This is a genomic window from Priestia koreensis (assembly GCF_022646885.1).
GTDB classification, from domain to species: Bacteria; Bacillota; Bacilli; order Bacillales; family Bacillaceae_H; genus Bacillus_AG; species Bacillus_AG koreensis_A.
This window is the reverse complement of the sequence record NZ_CP061868.1, coordinates 1,959,443-1,978,373: the sequence shown is the minus strand read 5'-3', so window position 1 is coordinate 1,978,373 and position 18,931 is coordinate 1,959,443. Positions and strand designations below refer to the sequence as shown.

The following is an 18,931-nucleotide window of genomic DNA, read 5'->3' as shown; positions in this document are numbered from 1 at the left end:
TGACCGCCGTCGCTAATTTCTTGTGTTCATTTAGATCGGGATTTTTGAATGCACTGACTTGATGTCCTCCCTACTCGCGATCAAAATAAAGCTGTACAGATTACAAGTTGGTCATTCTCCCTGTTTTTCAAAATCACTCCACGTCCATCGAGACCAGTGTGTGTTCGGTTCATTTCGTTGAATGAGTGATGCGTCCTTTAGTTCAATTGCTTTTGCTAGGCTTTGAAAAAATTCATTTTCGCTTGGTTTTTCTTCATCCGTATGTTGCCATTCGTCAGTTTGATAAAAGAGCTTAAACTCATTGCTAAGTGAGGCCTCTTTTAACAAGATTGAAACGTCAAGCCAAAAATACTCTTTGTATGTAGCGCTTAAATAGCGTGCTAGCTTTGTTGTAGTAAATGGTTCTGTTTTAATTCCAAGCTGTGTATATGCTTCTTCTGTTGGTTGAGTATGAACACTTTTTTCGTTAATTATTAAGTTTAAGTCGAACGGAGAAACTAAAAAATCCCCATCATCATCAAATATGTCTGCGTTATTCTGTAAGGTTAAGATATTGTCGCAACCTATGATTAATCCTTGTGGGTTGCTCGTGTTACTATAAACAAAGAGGTCATTTGATATGTTGAGATTCGGATCTACACCGACGATCTCAAATATCATTGCCCACTGGTCCTGATATTGAAAAACAGACAGTCTACCCTGTGCAAAATCAAAATTCATATTATCAAGAATCGGAAAATTATAATCTTCTGCATAAAGATCAAGCTTCGTTAAAATTTCACTTACTTTCATACTAATGTTCTCCTTTAATAACGTGATGTAGTAAATATCGTAATAGTTCGTAGAGAAATAGTGGATTAACTCGACGTTAGGAAAAACCGCTATTTAGATGACCGAATCCTTGCCAAGCAACTTTACACCAAAATAGTACAAAGTACGTTATTTTTATCACAACCCATATTATACCATAAAAGGATTTTTAGAATGTTGTAGACAATCATATTTATAGTAAAAGGGAAAAAGTCTCAATATGTCGAAATAACAGCAGTGAGTACAAATTGAAAGGAGCCATTTTGGAATGAACAACACGTTAAATGACATTAAAATTGTAATTGGGGCTGGAGAATACAATAATAATCCAGGTTGGATACATACGCAGGAAGAAGATCTAAATTTATTAGACAAAAGTATGTTGCATAGTAGATTTGAAGAAAACTCCATTCATGCTGTTTTAGCAGAGCATGTGTGGGAACACCTTACATATGAAGAAGGCGTGACGGCCGCTAAGATGATTTTTCCTTACTTAAAACCGTTTGGCTATATTCGTTGTGCAGTACCCGATGCATATTTTCCAGATGAAGAGTATCAGAACATTGTACAAGTTGGAGGTCCTGGACCAAAAGATCACGCAGCGGCCAATCATAAAATTGTTTATCATTACCAAATGTTAATAAGCATGTTTGAAGATGCTGTTTACGATGTTAACCTTCTTTAATACTGTGATGAAAGCGGGAATTTTCATTACAATGATTGGGATGGTGCGGATGGTGTTATTCTTCGCTCCAAGAAATATGATCCGAGAAATCAAGGTGAGCAATTAGTTTTCCCGTCTTTAATTGTTGATGCGGTGAAAAAAAAATAGCCCCCTTATCTAACTTTGATTAAGGGGGTTGTTTTCTTTTGCAAGCTTTTACAAATCCTAAAGAGTTTGCTGCATATAAGATAAAAGAGAATCGGCTATGTCTTTATATTCTTCAAGTAAGCTAATTAGATGATGTAACTCTACAAGAAACGTTTCACTCATAAGCGGTATGCAGACAAGGATAATACAAACAAAAGTTTTAAATCCATTTTTGTTTTGACTTAGCAGCATTTCTCCGCCCCTATTTTATAAAAATTATTCATTTTCACCTTTCAGAGTGAAGTGCAATTTCCATGGATTTTACTGACCTAATGAAACGACTTGTTAATAGCGAACAGACAAAAATGCTCAGATATCATCTAACGGGTTCGGTTTTGAGGTGCAAAATTGGAATCAACAATGCTGTTCACAAGATAATTCGCAGTTGAATTAGCAGACACTTTAGCATTGACGTTAGAAAAAAAGCTCGAAGCATTATGACTACGAGCTTTTTTATCGTATTACTTTAATGATTAGCACCCATTACAATAACAAGGGTAATCCATTTAATGTCTCTGAATAGTCACTGCATCTTCTGATGGAGTAAGAAACGCCCTTTCACCAATTAAAAAGTCAGCTCCTTGACGTTCCATTTGCACATATTGAACCACTTTTTCTTTGTTAAGGAAAACCAGCAGATAGATGTCGTCCCTCATCCTAATATTAGATGGGTCTTTAAAATCTATGCCTAACTGTTTTTCGATACCTTCTTGTGTGCTATATGGCGTAATCAGGTATGCTTTATCCCATTCAAAAGTTGTTAGTTTTTTTAGGTTTATCTCACTCTCACTTTTATCACGTATAACAGAATTAATGGATTTTTCTAAGTCTGTATTATGTTGGATAGAACTGCATCCAGCTAACAATAAAAATAGAAGGATGAGCAAAGATATTTTTTTCAACTTCAACTACTCCCCTTTAATGGATTTTGGGCATATGTAAATTCCTTCGTCATCTGTATGGTTCTTCTGTTATTTTAACATAAATATCCAGAAATCTGTTTGCCTTTTTCAACATACAAATCTGAATAGCAATTAGCACGCGTATTTACACACCGACCATAACTTCTGTCCCCCCCTGCTAATTTGTATGCGTATTAGGTTTTTGCACTCGAAAACCTAATACATTAGATAGCTTTTTTTCTCCATCAGAGTACATTACGCCGCGCTTCTCTTTTCCCTACAACGATCATCAAACCTACTACTAGTACAAAAAATACAGCATATCCTGTTGGGACAAACCAAATAGGATGAAAAATGCTAAACGTATCTCCAATCAAAAAGAAAGCAACCCCTGCAATCATGACAAACGTTGTGAGGATTTGGATGCCTATTAATACAATTGTATTCGGTACAACGGTTGAAATAGCCATCGATAGCGTACCGAGCAATAAAGAAGAAAAGAAGATAGCGAGTACAGACCAAACAATGTACTCCCAAAACGTCACATCGTACCAATAGTAGCTGCTCATTGAATGTAAAGGCAGCTGAAAGTGTGATGATGTATGGTTTGTCGCGTATATAGAGAGGTAAACGAACAACAATAGAGTCGTTAAAATCGCCGTGCTTGCTAAACCAGCAAGCAGCTTAGTTCGCTAAACTCTCCTCCCTTTTTTCGAGCTATATTGAAGCGTCTCTAACTCTTTTAACCGATCTCTTAAAAATAGTGGAGAAATGAAAATAGCTACACTAATAAATATAATGCTTGCTAAAATCGTTTTTACCTCGTTAAAATTTCTCAACACCATATCTGTATAAAATGAGTACTTCTTCTCTGAAAGCATCCTCTGAAAATGATTCTTTTGTCCATTCGCTGAATATCTTATTTCAGTTTTAAGTCCTTCAATACGATTTTTATACTGATTAATATTCCCCTCTATCGCTTGAAGCTCCCAAAATTCATCTATACTTCGCTTGAAAAATATGAGATCATTATAATTATTTTGCTTTTGGTCATTGTGATCCCATTGTCTCAAGCTCTCATAGGATGTAATTCCTGCATAAGCTGCTTGAGGATCATTCTTTAAATACGTATTCGCCTGCTGTACCTTTTGATTATATTCCTTCACAAAATCTTCGTACTCTTTACGATCAATATTCGCTCCGTATTTAGGTATAAACTTCTGTTCAATAGCAAAATCATCTCTTCCTGGTCGACCGTTTGGAAAATGTTCAATGTGAAAGTTAAAGAGTAAAAAGTACAGGACAACATTAACAAACGCAAGTAAGATCATCATTTTCCACGAGAAAATTTTCTTCATTTCCATCCAAAATAGTTGCATGTTAACCAATATCCTTTCTATAGAACTTTCTGATTGCAAATGCACCACAAAACAAACCGATAGCAAGATAAATAAAGAGCGTCATCATTTCCTGATGTTCAAATCTTGGTTCAATCGTTGATGATCCTGAAAAGTACATATGGGGATTTAACAACAAGGACGTTAAATTAAAATTGAATAGAATGAACAGGGTTGGTATTTTTATAAAAAAAGACGGAAGAATGAAGATCGTAGTTAGTAATAATGTCACCGTAATCCACGTGATATAACTGTTTCGCACAAATATGCTCACTGTAAAGGTTAATATCGATACGATAAGCAACGCCATAACAATAATTGCGATCGCGAGCCATAAATATTGTTTAAATTCCACCGGCCACCACGTAACGTACGGCCACTTATTTTCCCAGTTAAGACCACTGCTAATTTGAGCTCCCCATAACCTGGAGTAATCGTACACGTGAAAAAAAGTTAGTAAACTGACAGCGAACAATGGGATTAATAGCAGAATAGTCATTAATAATGTAGCCACAAGCTTATTCCATACGATATGACGACCTCTTTTTGTACTGTACGTTACTAAGTGAGATCGATGTTCAAACTCGTAATTAGCAATTAGAGCGGTCATCAGTGCAACAAGCATGATCCCTTCAAGCGCGATATTTTTCAACAGATCGCGAAATAATTTAGTATGCATTTGATAGGCCCCTGCAAAAAACCACTGCTTATATTCTTCGTTGTGCTTTATTTCCTCCAAACGAGTTCCTAATTTTTTATACTCGTTTGACACCAACTCTTTTGCTGTTCCATGCAGGTGAAAGCTCTGGATGATCGGTTCTTTTAATTCATTTACTTTCAGCTCCGAATAACGCTGATCCAGTGCTTTTCCCATGTTGATATAACTTTGCATAAGACCCATTCGGTCAATTTCATGCTGTTTCTTTTTTGATTCTTTGTTGTATTTTTCAGCTGTCATCGCATGTAAAAAAGCAGGCGCTTCTTGAAACCCAGAATCAACTGTGCGTACCTCTCTATTTAAATCCTCCTGCATTGTTTTTAGACTTGAGTCATTAAAATGAAGTCCATATTTCTCGATAATCTCATTCACTATTCCCAACTCACTCTTATGGTACGATCCGCTTACAATGGTAAAAATATTAAATACAATGAAGATTCCTAATAAACCAAGGATCACCGGTGAGCATAGTGCTTTTTTCATTTCAAGCCACGTAATGTTCATCTTACCGACCTATCGTGCTTTCATTTTCATATTCAGCTAAAAATACATCTTCTAGCTGCGGGTGAACGCCGTTCCATGAAGGGTGGCTTTGTTTATTGGCCACAAACCTAACAAGCATTTTTCCCTGATCCTGCTTTTCCTGCAGTGTTAAATAGGTTTCTCGAAACGATGGTAGCTGATCAAACGATAAGGACGTTTCAAACACTTTTCCTTCTAGCGTTTGGCAAATGTCTGTGACGGACGCCTTATATAACAACTCCTGATTTTTTATCATAATGATCTCATTTGCAATAGATTCAATGTCAGATACAATGTGCGTAGATATAATGACGGTACGGTTTCGAGCGAGGTCAGATAACAAATGACGAAAACGCGCTCGTTCTTTCGGATCTAGTCCTGCTGTCGGCTCGTCCAATATAAGGATTTTCGGATCATTGAGAAGCGCTTGGGCAATTCCTACGCGCTGAATCATCCCACCGGAAAACTTCCTCATTTTTTTATGCTTTACTTCTGTTAGCGCGACTTTCTCAAGTACATCGTCAATTCGTTGCTTTACTTCTTTTTTGTTCATTCCTTTTAGTGCGGCTAAGTACGTTAAATATTTTGCAGGCGTATAATGCTTGTAATAGCCAAATTGCTGCGGAAGATATCCAATTAACTCACGGTACGACTCTCCAAGCACTTCAATTGGTTTTCCATTGTACAGGATTTGACCGTTTGTCGGCTGAATAAGCGTTACAAGCATTTTAATTAACGTCGTTTTCCCTGCTCCATTTGGTGATAACAATCCATAAATACCCTGTTTAAATTCTAAATCAATAGCTTGTAAAGCGGTAAAATCCCCATATCTTTTTTCAACATTCTGCAACACTAGCATGACAAACCTTCCTCCTGTTTACGGTTAAATACGTGCTTAAGCGAAACCATATACACAAAAAAACTTACGACTAAAATGACTCCATACACAAAACTAGGAAGCTCTTTTAAGATGGCCTGATATTGGTTCCCCCATGCGATAAACAAAGCACCATTTATTAATCCCCACGCTCCCATAAATACGAAAACCCTTCTTAAAAAATTTCCAGACATGAGAAAGAGTAATAGACCAGCAGAAAATGAAAATAAACCCGTCATCGATAATAAAATTCCTCGCAGCACATCCACATTAAATGCAAGTGATAACAAAAATACGCATGTCATATTGACAATAATTGCTACACTACTGAAAACAAGCATTTTAACGGCTAGTAGTTGAAAGATCGTATATTTCGTCGTCATCTCCAGCTCAAATGTTTGTGCGAGTTTTTTATAGTAGTAGCTACATAGCATTAAGCTTATAAAGATTAATGGCGATAGCACAAACAGCAACACGTAAAAATGAGATGTGTTAGCAGACGATGTGTGATTTCTTAGATAGAAGTAAGCCCAAACAATAAGCGTTAAAATACCGCTGAGTAGACCTTCTACACGATTAATAAAAATGGCTCTCCAGCCGACTTGACGCATCAGTTCGTATAGGGAGGAGAAAAAGGATGGCTTTTTTGGAAGTCCCTTCGCAACAATCATGTTCACTTGTTTTTCTATCTCTTCATCTGAAGGATAAGGTATGGACAATCTGTTATTCTTAACAGGCATAATGCTTCATCTCCTTTCTTAGCTTCTTAAGAATCGTATAGTACTTTGTTTTTACAGAGGATTCGGGCAAATTGAGCATTCCCGAAATCTCCTGAAAGGTTAATTCTAAAAACAATTTGAAGCGGATAATTTGCTGCTCCTCAGCTTCAAATTGCTGAAGCAGTTGATTGACGAGTTGCATATCCTCCTTTGTCGCCAAATGTTCTAGAACGTAATCAATCCCTTCAATTTCAATCTCTTCTTCGTACACCGTTTGTCTCGTGGTGCGATACGATTTGGAGCGAAAATAATCGACCATATGATTAGAAGAAATGCGGTAAAGCCATGTTCGAAACGAAGATTTTTTACGATCAAAATTTAAGATCGACTGCAGAACACGAACAAAAATTTCTTGCGTTAAATCTTGTGATAATTGTTCAGCAACGGTTTGTTTATAAACAAATGAAAAAATTTCTTTATAATACTTTTTAATTAATTTGTTGGCACTCTCCTCATGACCATGTTGTTGTATCTTCCTAATCCATCGCCCTTCAAAATCCATTGCATTATCACTTCACTTTCGTTGTTCATCTATATATTCGTAAAAGAAACAGAAATAGTTTTAGGAATGTTGTATTTTATAAAAAAAGATCAAATTAAACACTTCCTCATCATAGCTGAAAAAGAATTACAAAAAAACATAAAAATACCATATAATGGTGTTGAGCGCTAAGTTGAGCGCTTTAAACAACTTTGACCCATTGGATATCGCAATTTTAAAACTCGACATCCAATATTTCGATACATACAAGCTTTTAGTACTTTTTCTGTAAGCGATCAAGTTTTGATACAGGTTACGAAGAAAATACGTTTCTTCTTGTGCAGGCAATGGGGTCATACATTTGGATCAAACACGAGGACATATGTTGAAACCTACGAGGGGTGGAGAGAAAATGGATTTTATTTTGGAGAATAAATGGCTCTTTCTTATTGCTGGTGAGATCGTCTTTTGGGTCTCTATTTTAACCTTTTTAATTATGAGGTATTGGTTTAAATTTAAAAAAGCGAGCGTTCTCTTTTTTGCTATCTTTATCCTTAATGATCTTTGGATCGCTACGATCGGATTTATGGACTATATGGAGACTGGGAAATTTTCAATCTATCAAATCATCGTGATTATTTTTATTATTTATGCGTTCACTTATGGCAAATCAGACTTTAAAAAACTAGATGCCTTTATACAGAGAACCGTTGCAAAAATAAAAGGGGAGCCCCTTCCCCTCCAAGAAAAGAAGCTTGAACTTTACGGTATGACTTATGCAGTAAAGCAATGGAAAGAACTACTCTGGCATTTGGCTGTGTTCGTTGTAGCGCATTTACTTATCATCTTATTTATTGGCTTAGCTGATCAAATGGCAGACGTTACGTCCTTAAAGGCGCTAGCCGACCTATGGTTTTCAAAGTCCGTTGCTGTTCCTTTTGAAAATACGATCGCAAACAACATCAGCAAAGTGTGGACGTTAATTGTTGGGATTGAGATTTTAGTCGTCATTTCCTACACGATATTCCCGAAAGGTAAGAAAACTGAGCGCTAAAACAGACGAAAAGCCTTCTGCTGAGAAGGCTTTTTTTACATCAGTACGTTCTTCGCACAAAGGCTAGGTAAATGGAGGAAGAAATACTTTGAACAAAAAACACGAGCATTACATAATAAATAAAATATTCTTTATTCATCACCTCAACTACGGCAACTAATATGACTCCAATGACAATACCAGCGGTCAACACTCTATAGGATAAAGACTTAATTTTGAGAATGAACAGCTGTCCTCTTTCATCCTTAGATTCCATGTTTCGCTCAAAGGTCATTTTGTAAAGCTCAGCAATGATCACCAGCAAAGTTAACGTTAAAAATCCCCCTGTGGCCATATTCACGATTCCACATCCTCCTTATACTGAAATACGTCGGTTATTTCTTTTCCAAGCGAATGAGCAATTTTGAAAGCTAATACCAAAGATGGATTGTACTTGTTTTTCTCTAAGGAGATAATCGTCTGCCGGCTGACGTTTATTTCATTTGCTAAATCTTGCTGTGTCCATTTCTTTTCTGCTCTACCTATAGCAATACTATTTTGGAGCATTTTCTTCCCCTTTCATAATATCCATTTTTTTCTATTTTAAATGTAATATTTTTTTTACAAAAAGTAAACTATTTTTTACATCGAATGAAATATACACATTGTCTTAGAAAAAAATAACTTCTGATCGTTCTTCATGTTAAAATAAATTAATTAATTGGTTTTTTATCCCATATAATGACCTTGCACGATAAAGGAGGGAAAACGATTGACAGCTATTATAGTCGCATTAACAATTGTTATAATCGGATTGCTATCTGCTTCGTACTTGTGTAAAGGAAAGTCCAAAAAAGGAAAGTATATGATCTGGGGCATTACAATTATGATTGCGATTGCCCCTTTCCTGTCATTTTCAATTGGACTAACGTACGCATTTATAGTTAGAAACACTTGGGCTGCACTCATTATGTGGTGTCTTTTTCCGGTAATGTTTTTGGTTGGTCTCATTGTCTTGTTCGTCGGTATTGCAAAAGAAAAAGAAGCCGTTTAAAGAATACGAGGGCATATAGGTTTGTTGTTACCTGTATTTTGGCCGCGCGAAAAGCTCAGGGATCTATTGTCTCACTGAGCTTTTCGTAGTGTTTATTTTGGGGGAAATTACGATTTTTATAGCCATACAAAAACAATTACGGGCGATTCCAAATAAATACCCTCACAAACAATCCTAAAAGCAACACAATAAAAACAAGAGGTATTGGCTGTGAGTGCCATATTCGCAAAAAAACTCGGTTCTTTTCTACAACTCACTATACCTAAAACAATACCGACCATAAGGATGGCTAAAGAGATCCAACTAGAATAAGGCAGCGGATGACTGTAAAATAAAACAACACTTATTAACGCGCAAAGAGCTGATAAATATTTGTACATGAAACCACCTCCAACTTCTATATATTACCATTTGGAAGAACGATTGTGTAATGAGGTTGTTATAAATATGTATATGATTGTTAAGAGACCTATTTATAATAGATAAATTAATGCAAAAATGAGGATAACATCATAAATCTAAGTACCCACATGACTTTTTATTAATCTTCTTTTATAGTCATTTAGATAGATGATATTTTTACAAATCAATAAACACGAAAAAAACAGGAGAGCAAAATAGCCATCCTGTTCACACTTTTCGTACTGTGAAAAACTTCCGTAAAATCCACGGGCCTGCGGCAAAGCCGAGGGTGAGCTGCCAGACGCCGATGGATTGGAGGTTATACTCACGAACGAGCTTCGCTTTTTCACTAATGCTTCGTACATCTTCAAACCACACTTCATGACGCTTTCCGTCTTTATCCGTGTAGCGAAAATACGGAGCCTGCGCTTCTTTTGAATAACGAATTCGCGCTTGATTATTCATTGCTCGCAGCAATGCATTTTGATTGGAAACCGCAGAGGCTGGTGCTTCCTGTTCGTATGGAAGAGCCCAATCATATCCATATAGCGGCATGCCGATAATCAGCTTTTTACGCTCTACCCGATCAATCGCAAATTCAATGGTTTTTCGAACTTCCTCAATGGGGGCAACCGCTCCTGGTTCACTTCCCCCGTAGTGCCAGTCATAGGCCATAATGAACATATAGTTGACTACATCTCCAATTCCACCGTAGTCATAGCCTTGAAGCCACGGGATATCTTCGCTCGTTTTAGCCGGAACTGCAATCGTCATGACGTACTTAGAGGCATTTAGTTTTTTGCGGACTTGTTCTAAAAAACCGGTGAAGAGATCGCGGTCTTCGCCTCTTACCTGTTCAAAATCAATGTTGACTCCTCCGTATCCGCGACTATTTACAAGGGTGAAAATATTATTAACCAAGTTCGTTCGGGCAACCGGGTTATTTAATACTTCATGAGCCAAATCCCCGCTAAATCCGCTGTCATTTAAATTTGTAACCGTAACAAGTGGAACGACGCGATTTTTCCAAGATGTTTCAATGGCCACTCGGTCGTTGAGCTGATTAACAATATCCCCATTCGGAGCAAAGTGATATTCAAACATGGCAATTGCTGATGAATATGGCGCAAAATCAGCAATAAGCGTTCGATCGGCTTCTTCATTTCGAATGCCATAATAAGACATCGTGGCAGCTAAGTAGTTGGAAATGCTGGGAATCTTGATTTTCGTTCCGACATATAGGACTGATGGATTAATCGATGGATTTGCCTTTTGGAGCTGTTTTTTTGATACGTACGTGCTACGAACGATTCCACTCCACGTATCTCCAGGCTGGACTGTATATGTATAAAGAGGTATTAAAAGCGCCTGACCTGGGACTATATTAATCGTTGTTAGACCGTTAACCATTCGAAGTTGATCCATCGGACAGCTAAATTTCGCACTAATCGCAAAGAGCGTATCACCAGACCGAACTTTATATACAAACATTGAGGGTCCCTCCAGTGCTTCAGGATGATCATTCACTATATATATGAAGAAACCATTGGGATATGACGGTCATAAGGGGGCACGATTGCATATAGAAGAATAGATGCAAATTCCTTTGTATGGTGAGATTCACCTAACAAGTGAACGTTCAGTAACAGTACTATTATCTGTTTGACATAAAAAAGCTTAGTGACATTTACTCACTAAGCTTTTCACCTGTAATAAGTTGATACAACTCGTTAGAATCCTTTTTTGAAAGAACGGTGTTTTGGTTCAAGCTATTGATTCTTACTTTTAAAGCATTGTCTGACATAACCCAAAGCCCATAGTAATCATTCATTTTAATTTTTGGATAGGTACTCTTGTCACTAGCACTTATCCATTCCGCTTTTTTGAAAATAGTTAAGACCTTTTCGATTTTGTTTTTATCCGTTATTTCGTTAATCTTTTCATATTGTCCGTCTGTTTTCGTAAGCTTTTCAATCATTAGTTTTTCTTCTGATTTTATTGTAGGTTGATTGTTGCATCCATTCATCAAGAAAACAGCCATAAATGTGATAAACAAAATGCAAATTTTTTTCACATGGCACCCCTCATTTTCTATATATATTTCTATTATAGACGGTTAATTGTGGATAATGTTACAGACGTTAAAGGGATTTAACAACAAAATAGCATCACGAAACGACTTATCCTTCTGAAATATGCAGCTCCTACCATAGCTACCAGCAACACCAATAACAGAAGCTTAATGAACTCAATTGCGGCGCTCCCTCCTTCATTCTTCACACCATCCGTCAAAACGAACACGTTCAACATGCCATGAAGCAGTGCAGCAGGGATAACTGATCGACCGTGTGCTTATACATACTAATGTTTTCATTATATCAATATGGAAAAATAAAACAATTGAAAATAGGCGTTTGTCACCTTTATGTGAGGCGTGAATATCATACAACATCCATTGTGCCTAGAAAGGTGAGGAAATCATGACAAACCCTTATACTACGTTTACAGGAAAAGACGTACAGTATTTTTCAGATGTGAATAAAAATCGATTAAATACACGAAATTCCAGTAACTTTATTAATCGACTAGGACGTGATGTGCTCAATACGCTCGGGAATACGTCACTACTTGATATTTATTTGAGCAAGGGGAAGGTGGTAGAACCGCATTACCACAAAAATGCTTCCGAGCTCGTTTACTGCATTTCAGGAGCAGCGGTCGTGTCTTTAATTAATCCGTATACGAATCAAGTGAGCGATATCCCCCTCGTTCCTGGTCAAGTAGCGAATATTCCACAAGGATTTTGGCATTGGGAAATTGCATCAGAAGATGATACGCATCTTTTAGCCATTTTTGATACCCCGTATCCTGAATACGTATTTGGGTCGGATATTCTGAATAAAACTCCTATTGAAGTGTTAGCACATACGTATTGCCTAGACCCCGATCAGCTGCGAAAAGCGCTCGCTCCATTGAAAAATCAAACGACGGTTATTGGCCCTACTGATGAATGTGGAACCAAACCTAAGAAAAAACCTTATTATCTTGATTCACGTGTTGCCCCTTACCCGTATACTCCGTACTATCCATATCACCCCTCCTATCCATATAGCTACTAAAGAAAGTCCCCTTAAGACTAGATCTTAGGGGACTTTCTTTTAGGATTCCGTAAATAAATAAGCTACACCCGAACAGAACGTTTCTCTCGAACAGAGAACATGCTCCCAAACAATCAATAGCTCAGCTCATAAACTAAAAATCGTTCATACTCATTTCGCTCGTAGGCACCTGGTAATTGAATTTCTTTTGTCAGGTGAAACGCGGCGTGGTTATTTAAAAAATAAATATAGTCATCAGATGGATAATAGAAAATAAGCGTAATGGGGCGCGGTGCCTTTTCAATCGATGACAGGATATTATTAATGACGCGCATGAAGATTTGAATGGAAAACGGATTAAAAAAATAAAAACAATTGTGCTGTTCTTGAATTTCGTATTCTTCCGCCAAGCATTTTTTGAACTGAATTTCATTGCGATGGTGATACTTTTTTTTGTACTGATGAAGATTTTGGACAGCATCGTCATAGTATTCGTCACTCATTTCAATGCCGGTTACAAACGCTCGGTGATAATGGTATAAATAAAAGCCGAGTCGTCCCTTCCCACATCCAAAATCAATCACGTGATCAGACTCGGTAAAAGAAAGCTCTTTGCATAGTTTTTCAAGACCGCGATACGGCGTTGCTTCATAGCGGTGATAGTGCAAAGAGTCGTGAAATCCCTGCTGTTCTTTCGTTGTTTTAATATTTAATAATTCATCATAAAATTGGTTGTTCATCCTCGGCTCCTCGCTTGTATAAAATAATCATTTAATTGCTAGAATATAAAAGGTTTATGGTGTAACAGCTTTTTTCAGTAACAGATCTTTATAAGAGGCAATTTTATGGTCCAGCATTTCTTCTGTCACAAGCAGTGTCTCAATCTGTTGTTTAATGGATATACGATGTTCTTCTAAAAGCTGTAGACGTGAAGATGCCGTGTGCTCACCTTCTAAAAAAAGTTGCGCATACGCTCGAATTTTAGCAATGGGCATTTGTGTTTGTTTGAGCTTCATCACAAACTTCAGCCACGTTAGATGATCTTCTGTATATAAGCGCTCCCCGTGTTCGTTGCGATCTGGTGATATGATATGTTCCTTTTCGTAATAACGCAAAGTGTGCGCGCTAATGTTTAAGTGCTGTGCAACTTGGCTAATAGTGTACATAGATACCCTCCCGTATCTGACTAAAAGTATTTAATAAATAATTGTTGCCTTAGAGTAAACTCTAACGATTATACTCACACTATAGCTTATTTACTATTACATTTCTAGGAGGAATAACAATGAAATACACAGTAATTACAGGTGCTAGCTCAGGAATTGGATATGAAGCAGCTCTTGCTTTTGCAAAGCGCGGGAAAAATTTAGTAGTAATTGCACGTCGTGAGGACAAGCTTCAGGAATTAAAAGAAGCGGTTCAAAATGTGAACAGCGATGTAGAAGTCATCGTTCATACAGCAGATTTAGCAACGCCTGAAAATGCTCACAAACTTTATGAAGACATGAAAAAATATGATATTGAAACATGGGTAAACAATGCAGGGTTCGGAAACTTTGCATCTGTTGGTGAGCAGGACTTAGGTAAAATTGGAAAAATGCTTCACCTTAATATTGAAGCTCTCACTATTTTATCTTCTCTTTACGTACGTGACTATGCAAACACAGAAGGAACACAGCTAATGAACATCTCATCTGTGGGTGGATACAACATCGTTCCGGAAGCAGTAACATACTGCGCAACAAAGTTCTATGTAAGTGCCTTTACTGAAGGTGTTGCACAAGAATTAAAAGGAAAAAATGCAAAAATGCAGGCAAAAGTGTTAGCACCAGCTGCAACAGAAACAGAGTTTGCTGATCGTGCACGTGGATCAGAAGGGTTTGATTACGAAGGCAATCTTCCAAAGTATCATACAGCAAAAGAAATGGCTTCTTTCCTTCTTGACTTATATGATGGAGATAAAATTGTGGGAATCGTTAATGCAGAAACATATGATTTCGAACTACGTGATCCAATCTTTAACTACGCAGGTAATCGTTAATAGGTCAACTCATTGCAAAACAGCTCACGCCAATCGACGTGAGCTGTTTTTATTTAGAAGTTTTTTGCTTTTTCTTGAGCCTTTTTAATCGCATCTTGCTTAATTTGTTCGGCACGATCTGGGAACTGATTATGCCCCTCGATGAAGATGCCGTCAAAGGATGGGATTCCTAAAAACTGTGCAATTGTGGAGAGGTATCGGTGTCCCATTTCCATTTCTGCTGCTGGACCTTCCGAATAAATGCCGCCTCGCGCTTGAATGTGCAGCGCTTTTTTATCCGTTAACAATCCAACTGGGCCTTGTTCTGTGTATTTAAACGTTTTCCCTGCCACACAGATTGAATCAATGTATGCCTTCATAACCGGTGGAAACGAGAAGTTCCACATTGGCGTCACGAATACGTACTTATCAGCTCCGACGAATTGCTCCGCAAGCTCGGCTAAACGGCCGACCTTTTGTTGCTCATGATCGGATAAGTCGGTAAATTGACTGCCCGTTTGCAGTTTCCCCCAACCGCTGAACACATCGTTATCAATATGTGGGATGTGCTCTTTATATAAATCCACGTGAACAATCTCATCTCCTGAATGAGCTTGCTTGTATGACTTAATAAACTCTTCCCCAACCGCGATACTATATGAAGATGCCGCATCATGAGGATGCGCCGTAATATACAATAATTTTCCCATCATAACCCCTCCTAGCATCCATTTGCAAGCATATGCATGCCTCATTAGTTTGGACTAGGAGCATTGATTTATGCTTTTGGGGAGGAGTTAAAAAGTGGCTTAAATGGAGGTTTCATATGAAGATAAAAAAGCCTCTCCTTTTATATAAGAAGAGGCTTTTTCCGGTTTTATAATTTCCCCGTTAAGAACTGAGCTTCACCCATACCAAAGCTCCAGTCGGCATCAGAGTTCGATACAATTGAAATCATAATGTCGTTTGGCTCAATTCCGCATGTTTCACCGAGCTTTTCAACCAGTAATTTGTAGAAATTTTGTTTTTGTTCTTCCGTGCGAGGACGGCTTGTCACACTGATCACCACAACGTCTTTTGAACGTTCAAAGCCAAGTCCTGTATCTTGAATGATCATTTGGTTTGCGGGATGCTGGGTGACGATTTGGTAGCGATCACGCTGGGGTACTTGAAACGCTTCTACCATTGCGTCATGTGCCGTATCTAATAATGTTTTTAGCTGTTCATCAGTTCTACCTTCAATTAAATCAAAACGAATTAATGGCATTTTGTTTACCTCCAAGATGTAATTTTTTATAGTGTGTCCATCTTATCATGAGAAAGCGTTAAAATAAAAAATGAAGTGTTTTTAGGAAGATGTGTCCGTGCTGATCTGTTTTTCGAGGCGAAAAAGCTTGCGATCACATTCCCCTACAAGCTTTCCAACATACTCCATTTCAATCTGAAGTGATTGAATGTTCTTTTGCAGTGGTATAACTTCTCGTTCGTCCAACTCATCTTGCTGATGATTATGTAATTTCTTATTCACGCGGTAAAGCTGTTCATCAATTTCGTCAAAGCGCTTGTCCAAATGCTTTTCTAACGCATCAAAGCGACGATCGAGACTTGATTTTAACTCCGTAATCGCCAATAAAAGTTCCTTTGTCTCCATTTTTGTTCCCCCAGTATAGTAGTTAGTGGTAAAAAGAGAAGCTTTTCCATTTTACTACATGTGCCTAAGGAATAACTATAGAAATGACTTTTGTTTCTATCTTAAAGTAATCGCTGTGCAGGGATGGTAAACCTTCGCTCCAATTCCTCTTTCGCACATGCGTATAACGTAGGCGACCTCGGCTTTCAGTTGCTCAACTGGATCAGCGTGAATAGAAGCATCGTGGTTTTTATTATCGTAATGAAAAGTATAGGTTGACTCAGATAGCTTGTACTGCACGATAAAATTGTCCATTTGACCGTTCCATTTCACATTTGTAATAGACACAGGTTCATATGCTCCCGCTGGATAGACTTCTCGGTCATGAAAAATCGCTTGAATTTGCGCTTCTATATCTGCTTTCATTATTGCTCCTCCTCAAACAAAATTTGAAATTGATGAAGCATCTTATTTTACTATCCCTGTTCACTTTACTACAATAAAGTAACAATCCCCTTATTAACGATCCGAATAAGGGGTTAAAAATCAAAAACATTTACAAAGGTGGTTTACATATGACAACAGATTTAACAAAGCAACAGATATTAGATGCTTTTCAGTTTCGCCACGCGACGAAAACGTTTAATGCGGAACGAAAAATCTCAAAAGAAGACTTTTCATTTATTTTAGAAGCTGGACGCCTGTCTCCTAGTTCCCTCGGCTTTGAACCGTGGAAATTTGTCGTCATTCAAAACCGTGAAATGCGAGAAAAGTTAAAAGAAATTAGTACAGGTGCTAAAGGTCAACTGCCGACTGCAAGCCATATTGTGTTAATCTTCGCCCGCAAAAACGCAACACCGCAGTCTGACTATGTGCAAAATCTGCTAAAAAACGTGAAAGAGATTCCTGATGACATGCTTGCGAGTATGACGGAAGCATACACGAAATTCCAGGATACGTCTATCAACATATATGAAAGCGAACGTGCCCTATTCGACTGGGCTAGTAAGCAAACTTACATTGCGCTCGGCAATATGATGACAGCCGCTGCTCTCATTGGCATAGACTCTTGCCCAATCGAAGGCTTAAATTATGAAAAAGCATCTGACATTTTATCCGAAGCCGGTATTTTAGACCGTGAAAACTTCGGTATTTCGGTGATGGCTGCATTTGGCTACCGAGCAGAAGATCCCCTTCGCCCAAAATCTAGACAGCACGTTGATGATGTCGTTGAGTGGGTTAACTAAATACTTTAAAAAAGAGGTCATTCTTTGATCTCTTTTTTAAATGTTTCATTTTGAAAAGTATTCTTTAGGAGATTCCTCCGTCATTAAGTATGTAACGGGCTTTTTTGAAGGAAATTGTACCGTGACCTGTTTATAATCCTTACTAAAGGTGATCGGAAACTCGATATTTGCTGGTGGATACAGTTTTGCAATGTAGTCAAATTTTGTTTCCCCTTGCTTCAACAAGTAAAACTCGGCAATCTGCAAGCTTTTGGTTTCCTTAGGATTCGACGGGTCTGGCTCATGTTTGCTAGCCATCATGTCACCTTTGTTATTTCCGTGAAAAATAATATATTGATCCCCCGTTGCCCAAAAACCATATAATTTGCTTTGAACATCTCGAAAGGGTGAAACCTCTTCCATCGATGGAAAAGTGCTTTTTTCGACCTCCGTTTGGTTCTGTTCCTCTTCCTTTTCTTTTTTTATGGTGCTTGTTGTTTCTGTACAAGCGGTTAAACCGAGTAATAAGCTTGTTGCGGCTAAAACGAGTAACTTTCTCATCTTTTCTCCTTTCTTTTCAACAAGGATCCCTTTAATTATACATTATTTCCCTTTTTATAAATAAAAAAAGAGCAAGAAGCAGATGCTTCTTGCTCTTTTCGCTGTTTACTTTCCTGTTTCAGCAAAACGTTGAATACGTTCACCAATTTCGTCACGCACGCGTTGAAAGAACGCCCATTTTTCTTCTTCCGTTCCTTGTGCTTTTGCTGGGTCATCAAAGCCCCAGTGCTCGCGTTTTACATGAGGAGGTGTCATTGGACATTTATCTGCTGCGTCTCCGCATAGCGTAACGACTAAGTCTGCATTGTTTAGAATTTCAGGATCAATAATATCAGACGTTTGATTTGTAATATCAATGCCCACTTCTTTCATTGCTTTTACGGCATTTGGGTTCAGACCGTGAGCTTCAATTCCGGCGCTGTAAACGTTCCATTCAGCGCTATTCAAATACTTTTTCGCCCATCCTTCAGCCATTTGGCTTCGGCATGAGTTTCCTGTACATAAGAAATAAATCGTTTTTTTAGACATGTGTAAAATCTCCTTTATGATG

The 18,931-nt window shown here is 37.8% G+C and carries 25 protein-coding genes and 1 pseudogene; 6 read left to right on the top strand and 20 right to left on the bottom strand.

The window, feature by feature from the left end:
• Nucleotides 1–111: 111 nt before the first annotated feature.
• Nucleotides 112–792, bottom strand: coding sequence for a DUF7003 family protein (locus IE339_RS09855; RefSeq protein WP_242175674.1), 681 nt, complete (start codon nucleotides 790–792; stop codon nucleotides 112–114).
• Between the two features lie 286 nt (nucleotides 793–1,078).
• On the opposite strand from IE339_RS09855, the pseudogene IE339_RS09850 reads away from it, so the two are divergent.
• A pseudogene (locus IE339_RS09850) lies at nucleotides 1,079–1,642 on the top strand (class I SAM-dependent methyltransferase).
• A gap of 545 nt (nucleotides 1,643–2,187) precedes the next feature.
• On the opposite strand, the gene IE339_RS09845 reads toward IE339_RS09850, so the two are convergent.
• From IE339_RS09845 to IE339_RS09815, 7 genes are all read right to left on the bottom strand, one after another.
• Nucleotides 2,188–2,583 carry a hypothetical protein gene (locus IE339_RS09845; protein WP_242175673.1) on the bottom strand — a complete coding sequence of 132 codons (396 nt, stop codon included), beginning with the start codon at nucleotides 2,581–2,583 and terminating at the stop codon, nucleotides 2,188–2,190.
• 245 nt (nucleotides 2,584–2,828) lie between these two features.
• On the bottom strand, nucleotides 2,829–3,152 hold the full coding sequence (locus tag IE339_RS09840) for a hypothetical protein (protein ID WP_242175672.1): 324 nt from the start codon (nucleotides 3,150–3,152) through the stop codon (nucleotides 2,829–2,831).
• 123 nt (nucleotides 3,153–3,275) lie between these two features.
• Complete coding sequence (locus IE339_RS09835) at nucleotides 3,276–3,962, bottom strand: hypothetical protein (protein ID WP_242175671.1); 687 nt, start codon at nucleotides 3,960–3,962, stop codon at nucleotides 3,276–3,278.
• Nucleotide 3,963: 1 nt separating this feature from the next.
• Entirely contained in the window at nucleotides 3,964–5,202 is a 1,239-nt protein-coding gene (locus tag IE339_RS09830; protein WP_242175670.1) for an ABC transporter permease subunit, read from the bottom strand.
• Nucleotide 5,203: 1 nt separating this feature from the next.
• Entirely contained in the window at nucleotides 5,204–6,079 is an 876-nt protein-coding gene (locus tag IE339_RS09825) for an ABC transporter ATP-binding protein (protein WP_242175669.1), read from the bottom strand.
• The gene (locus IE339_RS09820) at nucleotides 6,073–6,837 is read right to left on the bottom strand and encodes a hypothetical protein (protein ID WP_242175667.1); all 765 of its coding nucleotides are present in this window, start codon (nucleotides 6,835–6,837) and stop codon (nucleotides 6,073–6,075) included. Before IE339_RS09820 ends, IE339_RS09825 begins: the two co-directional genes overlap by 7 nt.
• Complete coding sequence (locus IE339_RS09815) at nucleotides 6,827–7,378, bottom strand: RNA polymerase sigma factor (RefSeq protein ID WP_242175666.1); 552 nt, start codon at nucleotides 7,376–7,378, stop codon at nucleotides 6,827–6,829. Before IE339_RS09815 ends, IE339_RS09820 begins: the two co-directional genes overlap by 11 nt.
• A gap of 391 nt (nucleotides 7,379–7,769) precedes the next feature.
• Between IE339_RS09815 and IE339_RS09810 the strand changes: the two genes are divergently transcribed.
• Nucleotides 7,770–8,411 (top strand): hypothetical protein, encoded by a 642-nt coding sequence (locus tag IE339_RS09810; protein WP_242175664.1) that lies wholly within the window; start codon nucleotides 7,770–7,772, stop codon nucleotides 8,409–8,411.
• 40 nt (nucleotides 8,412–8,451) lie between these two features.
• Here IE339_RS09810 and IE339_RS09805 read toward each other — a convergent pair whose 3' ends face one another.
• Together IE339_RS09805 and IE339_RS09800 are read right to left on the bottom strand one after the other, a co-directional pair.
• Nucleotides 8,452–8,745, bottom strand: coding sequence for a hypothetical protein (locus tag IE339_RS09805; RefSeq protein ID WP_242176157.1), 294 nt, complete (start codon nucleotides 8,743–8,745; stop codon nucleotides 8,452–8,454).
• 2 nt (nucleotides 8,746–8,747) lie between these two features.
• Nucleotides 8,748–8,957 carry a helix-turn-helix transcriptional regulator gene (locus IE339_RS09800; protein ID WP_242175663.1) on the bottom strand — a complete coding sequence of 70 codons (210 nt, stop codon included), beginning with the start codon at nucleotides 8,955–8,957 and terminating at the stop codon, nucleotides 8,748–8,750.
• Nucleotides 8,958–9,162: 205 nt separating this feature from the next.
• On the opposite strand from IE339_RS09800, the gene IE339_RS09795 reads away from it, so the two are divergent.
• On the top strand, nucleotides 9,163–9,444 hold the full coding sequence (locus IE339_RS09795; RefSeq protein ID WP_242175660.1) for a hypothetical protein: 282 nt from the start codon (nucleotides 9,163–9,165) through the stop codon (nucleotides 9,442–9,444).
• 630 nt (nucleotides 9,445–10,074) lie between these two features.
• Here the strand turns inward: IE339_RS09795 and IE339_RS09790 are convergent.
• Nucleotides 10,075–11,337, bottom strand: coding sequence for a glycosyl hydrolase family 18 protein (locus IE339_RS09790; RefSeq protein WP_242175658.1), 1,263 nt, complete (start codon nucleotides 11,335–11,337; stop codon nucleotides 10,075–10,077).
• A 196-nt stretch (nucleotides 11,338–11,533) separates the two neighbouring features.
• Nucleotides 11,534–11,920, bottom strand: coding sequence for a hypothetical protein (locus tag IE339_RS09785; protein ID WP_242175656.1), 387 nt, complete (start codon nucleotides 11,918–11,920; stop codon nucleotides 11,534–11,536).
• Between the two features lie 406 nt (nucleotides 11,921–12,326).
• On the opposite strand from IE339_RS09785, the gene IE339_RS09780 reads away from it, so the two are divergent.
• On the top strand, nucleotides 12,327–12,965 hold the full coding sequence (locus IE339_RS09780; protein WP_242175655.1) for a cupin domain-containing protein: 639 nt from the start codon (nucleotides 12,327–12,329) through the stop codon (nucleotides 12,963–12,965).
• Between the two features lie 113 nt (nucleotides 12,966–13,078).
• On the opposite strand, the gene IE339_RS09775 is transcribed toward IE339_RS09780, so the two are convergent.
• Entirely contained in the window at nucleotides 13,079–13,684 is a 606-nt protein-coding gene (locus IE339_RS09775) for a methyltransferase (protein ID WP_242175654.1), read from the bottom strand.
• 54 nt (nucleotides 13,685–13,738) lie between these two features.
• Entirely contained in the window at nucleotides 13,739–14,110 is a 372-nt protein-coding gene (locus tag IE339_RS09770) for a MerR family transcriptional regulator (protein WP_242175652.1), read from the bottom strand.
• Between the two features lie 119 nt (nucleotides 14,111–14,229).
• Here IE339_RS09770 and IE339_RS09765 point away from each other — a divergent pair, with 119 nt between their 5' ends.
• Entirely contained in the window at nucleotides 14,230–14,985 is a 756-nt protein-coding gene (locus IE339_RS09765; protein ID WP_242175642.1) for an SDR family NAD(P)-dependent oxidoreductase, read from the top strand.
• 53 nt (nucleotides 14,986–15,038) lie between these two features.
• Here the strand turns inward: IE339_RS09765 and IE339_RS09760 are convergent, their stop codons facing one another.
• The 4 genes from IE339_RS09760 to IE339_RS09745 all read right to left on the bottom strand — a co-directional run bounded on the left by IE339_RS09760 (nucleotide 15,039) and on the right by IE339_RS09745 (nucleotide 17,020).
• Nucleotides 15,039–15,674 (bottom strand): FMN-dependent NADH-azoreductase, encoded by a 636-nt coding sequence (locus IE339_RS09760; protein WP_053402516.1) that lies wholly within the window; start codon nucleotides 15,672–15,674, stop codon nucleotides 15,039–15,041.
• A gap of 167 nt (nucleotides 15,675–15,841) precedes the next feature.
• Nucleotides 15,842–16,231 (bottom strand): tautomerase family protein, encoded by a 390-nt coding sequence (locus IE339_RS09755; RefSeq protein ID WP_242175641.1) that lies wholly within the window; start codon nucleotides 16,229–16,231, stop codon nucleotides 15,842–15,844.
• An 81-nt stretch (nucleotides 16,232–16,312) separates the two neighbouring features.
• Nucleotides 16,313–16,615 carry a hypothetical protein gene (locus IE339_RS09750; protein ID WP_242175640.1) on the bottom strand — a complete coding sequence of 101 codons (303 nt, stop codon included), beginning with the start codon at nucleotides 16,613–16,615 and terminating at the stop codon, nucleotides 16,313–16,315.
• A 96-nt stretch (nucleotides 16,616–16,711) separates the two neighbouring features.
• Nucleotides 16,712–17,020, bottom strand: a complete 309-nt coding sequence (locus IE339_RS09745) for a hypothetical protein (RefSeq protein ID WP_242175639.1) — start codon at nucleotides 17,018–17,020, stop codon at nucleotides 16,712–16,714.
• Nucleotides 17,021–17,169: 149 nt separating this feature from the next.
• Between IE339_RS09745 and IE339_RS09740 the strand changes: the two genes are divergently transcribed.
• The gene (locus IE339_RS09740; RefSeq protein WP_242175638.1) at nucleotides 17,170–17,841 is read left to right on the top strand and encodes an NAD(P)H-dependent oxidoreductase; all 672 of its coding nucleotides are present in this window, start codon (nucleotides 17,170–17,172) and stop codon (nucleotides 17,839–17,841) included.
• Between the two features lie 45 nt (nucleotides 17,842–17,886).
• Here the strand turns inward: IE339_RS09740 and IE339_RS09735 are convergent, their stop codons facing one another.
• Nucleotides 17,887–18,381 (bottom strand): hypothetical protein, encoded by a 495-nt coding sequence (locus IE339_RS09735; protein ID WP_242175637.1) that lies wholly within the window; start codon nucleotides 18,379–18,381, stop codon nucleotides 17,887–17,889.
• Nucleotides 18,382–18,486: 105 nt separating this feature from the next.
• Nucleotides 18,487–18,909 carry an arsenate reductase (thioredoxin) gene (gene arsC / locus IE339_RS09730; RefSeq protein WP_242175636.1) on the bottom strand — a complete coding sequence of 141 codons (423 nt, stop codon included), beginning with the start codon at nucleotides 18,907–18,909 and terminating at the stop codon, nucleotides 18,487–18,489.
• Nucleotides 18,910–18,931 lie beyond the last annotated feature (22 nt).